6 protein-coding genes and 1 pseudogene are annotated in these 5167 nt (G+C 66.5%); 5 read left to right on the plus strand and 2 right to left on the minus strand.

The window, feature by feature from the left end:
• The first annotated feature begins 133 nt into the window (after positions 1-133).
• Genes C1J01_RS46030 through C1J01_RS46040 form a run of 3 tightly spaced genes read left to right on the plus strand, consistent with a single transcriptional unit; the run spans position 134 to position 2554 of the window.
• Positions 134-706, plus strand: coding sequence for an NADPH-dependent FMN reductase (locus C1J01_RS46030; protein ID WP_111185313.1), 573 nt, complete (start codon positions 134-136; stop codon positions 704-706).
• A 19-nt stretch (positions 707-725) separates the two neighbouring features.
• Complete coding sequence (locus C1J01_RS46035) at positions 726-1715, plus strand: ATP-binding cassette domain-containing protein (protein WP_111185314.1); 990 nt, start codon at positions 726-728, stop codon at positions 1713-1715.
• Complete coding sequence (locus C1J01_RS46040) at positions 1712-2554, plus strand: ABC transporter permease (RefSeq protein ID WP_111185315.1); 843 nt, start codon at positions 1712-1714, stop codon at positions 2552-2554. The genes C1J01_RS46035 and C1J01_RS46040 overlap by 4 nt, the downstream gene beginning before the upstream one ends.
• 173 nt (positions 2555-2727) lie before the next feature.
• Here the strand turns inward: C1J01_RS46040 and C1J01_RS49415 are convergent, their stop codons facing one another.
• Positions 2728-2922 (minus strand): hypothetical protein, encoded by a 195-nt coding sequence (locus tag C1J01_RS49415; protein ID WP_146615990.1) that lies wholly within the window; start codon positions 2920-2922, stop codon positions 2728-2730.
• Positions 2923-3325: 403 nt separating this feature from the next.
• Between C1J01_RS49415 and C1J01_RS46045 the strand changes: the two genes are divergently transcribed.
• Positions 3326-4198: a helix-turn-helix domain-containing protein gene (locus C1J01_RS46045; protein WP_111185316.1), complete on the plus strand. Its 873-nt coding sequence runs from the start codon at positions 3326-3328 to the stop codon at positions 4196-4198.
• A 43-nt stretch (positions 4199-4241) separates the two neighbouring features.
• Positions 4242-4448, plus strand: coding sequence for a DUF397 domain-containing protein (locus C1J01_RS46050; protein WP_328589750.1), 207 nt, complete (start codon positions 4242-4244; stop codon positions 4446-4448).
• A gap of 137 nt (positions 4449-4585) precedes the next feature.
• On the opposite strand, the pseudogene C1J01_RS46055 reads toward C1J01_RS46050, so the two are convergent.
• A pseudogene (locus C1J01_RS46055) lies at positions 4586-5167 on the minus strand (ATPase); the annotation flags it as partial.

Below are 5167 nucleotides of genomic sequence, written 5' to 3' on the forward strand. Positions count from 1 at the left end.
CCCGCGAACCTGCACCCACTACGGACCCACCTCCTCAGCGGACCCCCTACTCACCCGCCTTCCCCCGGGCCTTCGCCCGCTAGATCCGATCTAGCGGGGGTCTAGCGCCTTGGGGGTGAAGGGAGGTGGCGCGATGAGGAGCGCGTTGCTGGGGGTTGCGGTGATCATCGGCAGCACCCGGGTGGGACGGGCGTGCGAGACGGTGGGCGCGTGGTTCGCGGAGTTGGCCGGGCGGCGCGACGACCTCGCCGTCGAGGTGCTCGACCTGGCCGGCTACGCCTTCCCGGCGTGTTACCCGCAGCGGCCGACGCCGTCCATGCGGCGGTTCGCCGCGGCCGTCGGCCGCGCCGACGCCTTCGTCGTGGTCACCCCCGAGTACAACCGCAGCTTCCCCGCCTCGCTCAAGCAGGCCATCGATTTCGCGTACGACGAGTGGCAGGCCAAGCCCGTGGGCATCGTCTCGTACGGCTCCGGCTCGGCCGGCCACTACGCGGTCGAGCAGCTCCGCACGGTCTTCACCGCCCTGCACGCGGTGACCGTGCGCGACTGGGTGGGGGTCGATCTGCTGGGCCCGGCCGTCGACGGCCGCGGCCGCCCACACGACACCGACGACCGGCTGCGCGCCAGCGGGGCCATGCTCGACCAGCTCACCTGGTGGGGCCGCACGCTGCGGGAGGGCCGTCGCGCCCAGCCGTACGTCTCATGAGTTTCTGGAAAGGAATGCCATGCCAGATCTGGCGATACAGACCTCGGGCCTGGTCAAGGTCTTCGGCGAGACGCGCGCCGTGGACGGACTCGACCTCGCCGTGCCGGCCGGCGCCGTGTACGGCGTGCTCGGGCCCAACGGCGCCGGGAAGACGACCGCCGTCCGCATGCTCGCCACGCTGCTGCGTCCCGACGGCGGCGAGGCGACCGTGTTCGGGCACGACGTGGTGCGCGAGGCCGACGCCGTACGCTCCCGGGTGAGCCTGACCGGCCAGTACGCCTCCCTCGACGAGGACCTGACCGGCACCGAGAACCTGATCCTGCTCGCCCGCCTCCTCGGCCACCGCAAACCGGCCGCGCGCGAGCGGGCGGCGGAGCTGCTGGACGCGTTCGGGCTGACGGACGCCGGGCGCCGGCAGGTCAAGACGTACTCCGGCGGCATGCGGCGGCGGCTCGACATCGCGGCCAGCATCCTCAACACCCCCGACCTGCTCTTCCTCGACGAGCCGACGACCGGCCTCGACCCGCGCAGCCGCAACCAGGTCTGGGACATCGTCCGCGTCGTCGTCGCCCACGGCACCACGGTGCTGCTGACCACCCAGTACCTCGAGGAGGCCGACCGGCTGGCCGCCCGCATCGCGGTCATCGACCGCGGCAAGGTGATCGCCGAGGGCACGCCCGGGCAGCTGAAGTCGTCCGTCGGGGCGGGCGCGGTCCACGTACGGCTGCGCGACCCCGGCGCCCGGCCCGCCGCCGAGCGCCTGCTGGCCGAGGCCCTCGACGCGTCCGTCTACCTGGAGGCCGACCCGGTGGCGCTCACCGCGCGCCTCACGGGCGGCTCCACCGGCGAAGGCCGCGACTCGGCGGCGGCCGAGCAGGCCGCCCGCGCGCTCGGCCGGCTCGCCGAGGCCGGCATCGTCGTGGACGACTTCTCCCTCGGCCAGCCCAGCCTGGACGAGGTCTTCCTGGCTCTCACCGACCACCGCGCCACCGAGGAGGCGGCAGCATGAGCACCACCACCGAGACCGGCACCACCTACGCCCCGGCGCCCGACGCCCTGGCCGGGGTCCTCGCCCCGGGGGTGAGACCGCCGCGGCCGAGTGCGTGGTCGGCGTCGATCACGTTCGGCTGGCGGGCGATGTTGAAGATCAAGCACGTGCCCGAGCAGCTCTTCGACGTGACGGCGTTCCCGCTCATGATGACGCTGATGTTCACGTACCTGTTCGGGGGCGCGCTGGCCGGGTCGCCGACCGAGTACCTGCAGTTCCTGCTGCCGGGCATCCTGACGACCAGCATCGTGATGATCACCATGTACACCGGCGTGGAGGTGAACAAGGACATCGAGAAGGGCGTCTTCGACCGCTTCCGCACCCTTCCCATCTGGCGCCCGTCTACCCTGGTCGGATACCTCCTGGGCGACCTGCTGCGCTACGTCATCGCCTCGATCGTCATCCTGGCGGTCGGCCTGGTGCTGGGCTTCCGTCCACAGGGCGGGGTGACCGGCGTGGTCGGCGGGATCCTGCTGGTGCTGGTGTTCTCGTTCGCGTTCTCCTGGCTGTGGACGATGCTCGGGCTGCTGCTGCGCAGCGAGAAGTCGGTCATGGGGATGAGCATGATGCTGCTCATGCCGCTCACCTTCCTGAGCAACGTCTACGTCGATCCGTCCACCATGCCGGGCTGGCTGCAGGTCTTCGTCAACGCCAGCCCGATCACGCACCTGGTCAGCGCCGTACGGTCGCTGATGGCCGGCACCCCCGACATGGGCGAGGTCACCTGGGTCCTGGTGTCCTCGGCCGCCCTCGTCGCCCTCTTCGGCACCCTGTCCATGCGCCTCTACAACCGCAAGTAAGTAAGGTCTGGGCCCCGGCGGCGCGAACATTGAACGACCCTTGCGAGGGATGCCGCCGGACCGGGCGCGACGAAGGCATCAACGACTTCTAAGCTTGGTCCGGCGCATCGACGTACCGTCCCCGGTCGTCTATAGCGGATTGTGGCCACTCACCACGGCTCAAGCCATAGTGGCTAGCCCTCCGAAGCCTTGGTGGTGCCGTCTGTAGCGGGTGGCGGGTCGGGCAGCTTCACCGCTCCGGTAGCAGTGAAGTAAGCGGCGAATCCCATCAGGATGGCCATGAACGCCCCTCCCGCCGCTCCGAGTGCTCCAAGCGCCTCAGCCCCGAGTTCTCTTGTGATGCAGAAGCCGAACAGCCCGCCGACCATTGCCGTCTCCACCGCATGGGCAAGCCAGTGCGCTATGCGTCTCTCCGGTGTCATGTGGACCAACGTCCTTCCCGGCTGAGTGATCGGGCATGCGATCTGGAGATCGACACGAACCGGAAGCTAGCGCTGTCAATAGCACATTTGTGCATAAATCACGCATCCTTTCGTAGGCGGCCTCATCGGAAGGACGAGTAGGGACAGGCCTCATGAGGGTTTCTGACCACTCTTTGGCGCGTACCCTCCCGGCACCTGGCGAACTACCCTTAGGATATCTCGTAGAGAATCGGGGCGAAATTCCCGGCGTGATACTCCGGAGAAGCTTGCCGACATAGGAACTGGACATCCCGGTGAGGATTGCGCAACGATTCCCTGGGTAACGTCCATAAGTTGGGGGAGGCACTAGATGGCTCTTGGCAGCCCCACGGTCTTCAGGCGACGCCTGGTGGCGGAGTTACGGCGGAGACGTGAGGCTGTTGGCTTCAGTGGACCTCAGGTGGCCAAAGCGCTCGGGTGGTCCACATCCAAGATCTCAAGGCTGGAGAACGGGCAGATTCTGCCCAACTCCAGGGACGTTGAGAACCTGCTCGATCTTTACGAGATGCCGGAACCGGACCGATCACAACTCTTGGCCCTTGTTCCGCAGTGTGCAGCCCCAGAATGGTGGGAGAAATATTCTGATGCCATTTCTGAGGACTATGTAGGCTTTCTCGGCTTCGAAAGCGGAGCCACCGAACGATGGGACTGGCAGTCACTGGTGATCCCAGGGCAGCTACAGACAGAAGCCTACGCGCGCGCGATAATAGGCACCGGGTATTTTGGCGAGCTCACACCTCGTCAAATCAGACGGCGAACCGAACTCCGAATTGAGCGCAAGGAGCAGTACATCAGCAATCCTTCACTCACCTCAAAGATCATTATTGATGAATCTGTTCTGGCTCGGAAGATCGGCGACGAATCTCTTATGGCAGAACAGCTGTGTCACTTGCAGGAATTGGCTGAACGTCCCAACATTGAAATACAGGTCCTGCTGAACGACCAGGGACTTCCCGTGCCGGTTACCAATTTCATCCTCCTCAGGTTTCCCGAGCTGGAGAATCTGGGCGAGCTCTACCCCGACGTTCTTTACGTAGAGAACGAGGCGGGGGGCGGTGTCGACGAGGATGAGATACGGACACACCGGTACCACCTGGCATTCGCCAGGATATCTGAAGTAGCCTTGAGCCCGGCGGAGTCCATGGAATGTCTCGCCGCGCGAGAAACAAAATGGAGGAGCTAGCGAGCGAGTGCCTCCCTCTTTCATCCGAAAGAGGTGACAGCAAGTGAGTAAGTTGGTCATCGACCCCAGATGGGGAGGGTGGCGCAAGAGTCGTCACAGCCTCGCGAACGGAGACTGTGTCGAAGTAGCGCTATTCACAGACGGCCGCGTCGGACTGCGGGATTCCAAGAATCCCTCAAACGGCATGCTCCTGCTAGCAGCAGAAGAGTTCCAGGACCTTCTGACCAGAATAAAGCTTGACACGCTATAAGAGGCTTGGGTGACCCTGATGTCAGGGTCACCCAAAAGCTCAGACGCTCGTTCACCGCTGCCCAGCCCACATATTTTCGGCATACCACGGCGGTCTCGATCGACTGCGCATGCAGGGCTTCACGCCGGTCAACACCGTCAGAGGTGCCAGGTGATGTGGTCCTGGGGTTGGTAGCGGCAGGTGGAGCCGGTGGAGATGGTGGCGCGGAGGTGGGCGGCCAGCTCGGGGTGGGCGCGGTCCAGTTTGCGCAGCGAGTCGCGGATGCGGGCGGTGACGGTCTTGCGGGCGCGTTCGGCCTCGTCGCCCAGGCGTCGGGTACGGCCGCCGAGTCCCGCCGCGGCGCGCAACTCGGCGAGCAGCGCCGCCCGTTCCCGGTCGAGCTCCGCCACCCGGTCGTCGTGGCCCAGCTCGGCGGCCCGGTCGATCTCCTCGTCGAGTTGTGACAGGCGGTGGCGGTAGCGGCTCCTGGCCTCGTCGTCCAGCACCTCGTCACCGCCCATGCGGCGGGCCGCGACGACGACCTCACCGCCCTCGGGTGCGAGCAGGACCACGGCCGGTACGTCGTCGCCGGGCCGGCTCAGCAGCGTGTGCAGGTCGCGCAGCCCCTTGGCGTCGGGCACGTGCGCCACCCGCCCCGCGAACCGCAACGCCCACACCGCACCGTCCCGCCGAAACTCTCCACTCCCAACATCGACCGCCTCTCCCCCAGAACGCCACCC

The organism is Nonomuraea aridisoli (assembly GCF_003236395.1).
Taxonomy (GTDB): Bacteria; Actinomycetota; Actinomycetes; order Streptosporangiales; family Streptosporangiaceae; genus Nonomuraea; species Nonomuraea aridisoli.